Annotated in this window: 1 pseudogene; it reads left to right on the forward strand. The window is 33.2% G+C overall.

What is annotated here, in order from left to right:
• Positions 1-111 precede the first annotated feature (111 nt).
• Positions 112-304 (forward strand): annotated as a pseudogene (locus ACFINO_RS10800) (hypothetical protein); the annotation flags it as partial.

The raw sequence follows: 304 nt of genomic DNA on the forward strand, positions 1-304 counted from the left end.
TTTTTATTTTCTTGCCTAAATATAGTGTCTTTAGCACCAAGCAACACCTCACAATTGTATCCTCTAAAAGAATCAATTATATGACTGATAATTAATAAATGGGGGGAAACAATGCGTGATATTGTCATAGTAATAGTGGGTATACTCATACTATGGAGTATAGTCTCTGACATGTGGGAAGAAGCAGAAAATGGTCGGAATACAGAATTTCAAGGTACTCTTTTATTAGTCATAGTACTCGGTGTGCTTTGGTATCTTGAATTTTCAAGAAACTTTTTATTAATAGTGGCAATTTTGCTGTTTG

The organism is Bartonella sp. AA83SXKL (assembly GCF_042196965.1).
In the GTDB taxonomy this organism is placed as follows: domain Bacteria; phylum Pseudomonadota; class Alphaproteobacteria; order Rhizobiales; family Rhizobiaceae; genus Bartonella.